Genomic DNA, 3,762 nt, shown 5'->3' on the forward strand with positions numbered 1-3,762 from the left:
GGCAGATGCGCATTGAGAAAGAAAGTCCGCCCTTCCGCTTCCACCGATCGAGAGATGCCGGTGCGGAACGCACTGGCGATCGCCGCGCCGAGCTCGCCCGCGACGCGGTCGCCTTCACGCACGATGCGGTCGCGGCCGTCACCGAGGTCGGTGACCAGCACCGCGGCGCGCCTGGCGCGGCGCTCTTCGTTCAATGTTTTCAGAACATACGGATCCATCCGCAGTCAACCCAGCCGCTCGACATAGACCTTGATGCGGCCGCCGCAGGACAGCCCCACCTGCCAGGCGGTTTCGTCGGCGACGCCGAACTCCAGCATCCTCGGCTTGCCCGAGCCGATGACGTCGATCGCTTCGGCCACCACCGCGCCCTCGACACAGCCGCCCGACACCGAGCCGTGGAAATTGCCTTCGGCGTCGATGACCAGATGGCTGCCGATCGGGCGGGGGGCCGAACCCCAGGTTTCGACCACGGTCGCGATGGCGACATTCTTACAGTTCTTCATCCAGCCTTCCGCGATGATCAGGGGATCGCGGAGCTCATCGAGATAAATGCTCTCGTCCATCGTCGCTTCTCACAAAGTCTGTTTTCTCGGGGAACGTCCCAGAGGAATATATCGCTGCGAAACATATGGCTACGCGGCCCGCCTGTCGCCAGTTCCCAGCCAGCGCCGCAGGTCCACAGGTGCGGCCGGCCGCTGGGCGAGCGGGGCGCAAGGATCGGCCAGCGCGTCCGAGATTGTGCACGGCGCGGAACTCGTCGCCACGCGGCAGCATCGCCTTCACGCCACGGGGGCGCGCCTCAAACCCATCAAAGCGCAAGAGCGGTTTTCACAGAACGTGGTAGTCGCGGTTGTGGTAGATCAGCGGCCGCAAATTATCGCCGATGCGCAGGCCTGTCACCTTGCCAAAAAGCACACGGTGGGTGGCCAAATCCTTGGTATCGATGATCTGACAATCGAAGACGGCGAGCGCGCCTTTCAGCGTCGGCGCGCCGGTCGAGATCACGTCCCATTCGCCGAGCGCGAAGCGCTCCTCGGACGGCAGGCCGGTGATGCCGGAAAAGCCGACCGACAGCGCCTCCTGGTCCGAGGCGAGCGTGTTCAGCGCGAAATTGCCGTTCCGGATGAAGGCCTCGTTCTTGGGATTTTCGCGGTTGAGGCAGACAAGCACGGCGGGCGGCGTATCCGAGACCGAGCAGGCGGCAATCACCGTTGCGCCTCGTCTCCCGGCCGGGCCGTCCGTGGTCACCACATGCACATGGCCGGCAAAATGCGCCATCGCATCGCGATAGGCTTGCGGCCCGATGTCATTAATCTTCAGCACCCGATGATCCACCTGCCAAAACGGAAGCTCGTTATATATGGCTGCATATTGTATGACACAAGCGAAGTGCTTGAGCGCAATCCTGAATTCGCGTGTTGCACCGGGATTAGGCAGCCTTTAGGTCTTTGCTGGAATAGTGCCGGAACAATACTCCCGGCACGGAGGACCTCTTCGCCCGAATGCGCCTTCTCACGACGACTTTAGCCGCGCTGCTTTGGCTGGCCGCGAGCGTCCATGCCGAGACGCTGGTTGGCGTCGCCGCACCGCTGTCGGGGCCGTCGGCGATCCTCGGCAAGCAGATCGAGGCGGGGACCGCGCTGGCGGCGGAGGCCGAAGGCGTCGCCGTCCAAACCGTTGACGACGCCTGCACTGCCGATGGCGGTGCAGCGGCTGCCAGGCAGTTCGTGGATGCCAAGGTCAACATCGTTGTCGGTTTTCTGTGCACCGAAGCGATCGAGGCGGCGCTGCCGATCCTGAAGGATGCCAACATTCCGGTCATAGCGATCGGCGTGCGCACCGAGAGCCTGACCGACCGCCGCGCCAAGACCGGCTGGCCGGTCTACCGGCTTGGCCCGCGCGGCGACGACGAACGCAATGCGGTGGCCACGATCCTCACTCGGCTCTGGCAGAACGAATTGTTCGCCGTTATCGATGACGGCACCATCTATGGCCGAGAGATCGCAGAGACTTTCCGCGCGGCCGCCGAGCAGGCGGCGCTGAAACCGGTCTTCGTCGACACGTTCCGGCCGCAGCTCGACAACCAGATCGGGCTGATCGGCCGCCTGAAGAAAGCGGGGGCTACGAAAGTGTTTGCCGGCGGCGACGGCGACGACATCGCCATCATGGGGCGCGACGCTGCCTCGCTCAATGCCGGCATCACCTTCGCCGGCGGCGAGACGCTGCGCACGCCACCCGGCGATGTGCCCTATGCGGCCGGCACACTGATGATCGCGCTGCCGGAGTGGTCAGAAGTCGCGGACCCCAAGGTCGTGCAGGCCTTTGGCGAAAGGAAGATCGTGACCGACGGCTACACGCTGCCGGCTTATGCCGCGGTGGAGATCGCCAAGGCGGCAGCGGTCGACGCAGAAAGCTCCGGCAAGCCGCTCGCCAAGACGCTGACCGACCATGATTTCGCGACCGCTATCGGTACCGTCCGCTTCGACGAAAAGGGTGATCTCAGCCAAAACCCATTCCGCGCCTTCCGTTTCGACGGCTCCCATTTCGTGCCGCTGGAGGAAAACTGATGTTCCGCACCTGTCCACGCAACCTGATCACCGACGTCGCCGGACTCACCGTCGGCAATGCTGCTGACGCCAGGCTGAAGTCCGGCGTCACGGTAGTGCTTTGCGAGGAGCCGGCGGTGGCTGGAGTCCAGGTGCTGGGTGGCGCACCGGGCACGCGTGAGACCGACCTGCTCGAGCCGCAAAACTCGATCGCGACCATTCACGCAGTCGTGCTGTCCGGCGGCTCGGCCTTCGGCCTCGATGCCGCTTCCGGCGTCCAGGCGGCGCTGCGGGAGAAAAACATCGGCGTCGAGGTAGGTGGTTTTCGCGTGCCGATCGTGCCGGCCGCGATCCTCTTCGACCTGCGCAATGGCGGCGACAAGGATTGGGGCCGCTATCCGCCCTATCGCGAGCTTGGCTACGAGGCGGCTCAGGCGACAACGACCGATTTCCCGCTCGGTACGGTCGGCGCCGGTACCGGCGCGCTGACTTCCGGTCTGAAGGGCGGGCTGGGTTCGGCCTCGACGATGCTCGACAGCGGCGTCACCATCGGCGCGCTCGCCGCCGTCAACCCGACCGGTTCGGTGACGGTCGGACGCAGCCGCCATTTCTGGGCCGCTCCCTTCGAGATCGGCGATGAATTCGGCGGCTTGGGTTATCCCGACCCGATACCGGAAGACGCGAGGAAGATACTCTTGAAGTACCGCGACAGGCGCGCAGGGGAACAGCCAGAGGGCGCCAGCACGACGATTGCCGTCATTGCCACCGATGCCGTGCTTTCCAAGTCGGCCGCCAAACGGCTGGCGATTTCGGCGCATGACGGATTTGCCCGCGCCATCTGGCCGACGCACACACCGGCCGACGGCGATCTCGTCTTTGCGCTCGCGACCGGCAGGAGCGGCATCGAACTCAGCGCCGATGCAGCGATCGATCTCTATGCCGCAGCGGGGTCTACGATGGCCCGCGCCATCAGCCGCGGCGTCCACGCGGCGACGCCGGCCGACGGCGATCTCTTTCCGGTCTGGTCGTCCCGCTAGAGTTCTGGACGCCGGTCAGGTCGGGTCGGACTTCTCTTCCTCGAACGTCACCGCGACTTCCGAATTCGCCGAGAGCCAGACCTTCTTTCCTTCGATCTCCGCGACCAGAGCCAGCGGAACATAATGGTGGTGGCCTTTGTGCGAGCCCATGCCGCTGTCGGCCTTGGTTAGCTTGATGC

5 protein-coding genes and 2 pseudogenes are annotated in these 3,762 nt (G+C 64.9%); 2 read left to right on the plus strand and 5 right to left on the minus strand.

The genetic code is table 11. The annotated features are described in order from the left end of the window. The 4 genes and pseudogenes from EOA60_RS23115 to EOA60_RS23130 form a co-directional block, all read right to left on the minus strand. Positions 1 to 218 (minus strand): annotated as a pseudogene (locus EOA60_RS23115) (XdhC family protein); the annotation flags it as partial. Between the two features lie 6 nt (positions 219 to 224). After that, the gene (locus EOA60_RS23120) at positions 225 to 563 is read right to left on the minus strand and encodes an XdhC family protein (protein ID WP_095825278.1); all 339 of its coding nucleotides are present in this window, start codon (positions 561 to 563) and stop codon (positions 225 to 227) included. Between the two features lie 69 nt (positions 564 to 632). Beyond that, a pseudogene (locus EOA60_RS39155) lies at positions 633 to 825 on the minus strand (VWA domain-containing protein); the annotation flags it as partial. A gap of 3 nt (positions 826 to 828) precedes the next feature. Continuing rightward, positions 829 to 1,323, minus strand: a complete 495-nt coding sequence (locus EOA60_RS23130) for a flavin reductase (RefSeq protein ID WP_067328468.1) — start codon at positions 1,321 to 1,323, stop codon at positions 829 to 831. A gap of 179 nt (positions 1,324 to 1,502) precedes the next feature. Here EOA60_RS23130 and EOA60_RS23135 point away from each other — a divergent pair, with 179 nt between their 5' ends. Beyond that, a complete protein-coding gene (locus EOA60_RS23135; RefSeq protein WP_128293066.1) occupies positions 1,503 to 2,567 on the plus strand; it encodes a branched-chain amino acid ABC transporter substrate-binding protein in 1,065 nt (354 codons plus the stop codon). Next, a complete protein-coding gene (locus EOA60_RS23140) occupies positions 2,567 to 3,583 on the plus strand; it encodes a P1 family peptidase (protein ID WP_095825276.1) in 1,017 nt (338 codons plus the stop codon). The genes EOA60_RS23135 and EOA60_RS23140 overlap by 1 nt, the downstream gene beginning before the upstream one ends. Positions 3,584 to 3,598: 15 nt before the next feature. Here the strand turns inward: EOA60_RS23140 and EOA60_RS23145 are convergent. Beyond that, positions 3,599 to 3,762: DUF2171 domain-containing protein (locus EOA60_RS23145; RefSeq protein WP_128311949.1), on the minus strand; the 164-nt coding region annotated here is incomplete at its 5' end.

Origin of the sequence: Mesorhizobium sp. M1A.F.Ca.IN.020.06.1.1, assembly GCF_004023265.1 — a bacterium.
Taxonomy (GTDB): Bacteria; Pseudomonadota; Alphaproteobacteria; order Rhizobiales; family Rhizobiaceae; genus Mesorhizobium.

Coding starts and splice junctions, on each gene's coding strand:
- EOA60_RS23120 (WP_095825278.1), bottom strand. CDS start 563: ATGGACGAGAGCATTTATCTCGATGAGCTCCGCGATCCCCTGATCATC.
- EOA60_RS23135 (WP_128293066.1), top strand. CDS start 1,503: ATGCGCCTTCTCACGACGACTTTAGCCGCGCTGCTTTGGCTGGCCGCG.
- EOA60_RS23140 (WP_095825276.1), top strand. CDS start 2,567: ATGTTCCGCACCTGTCCACGCAACCTGATCACCGACGTCGCCGGACTC.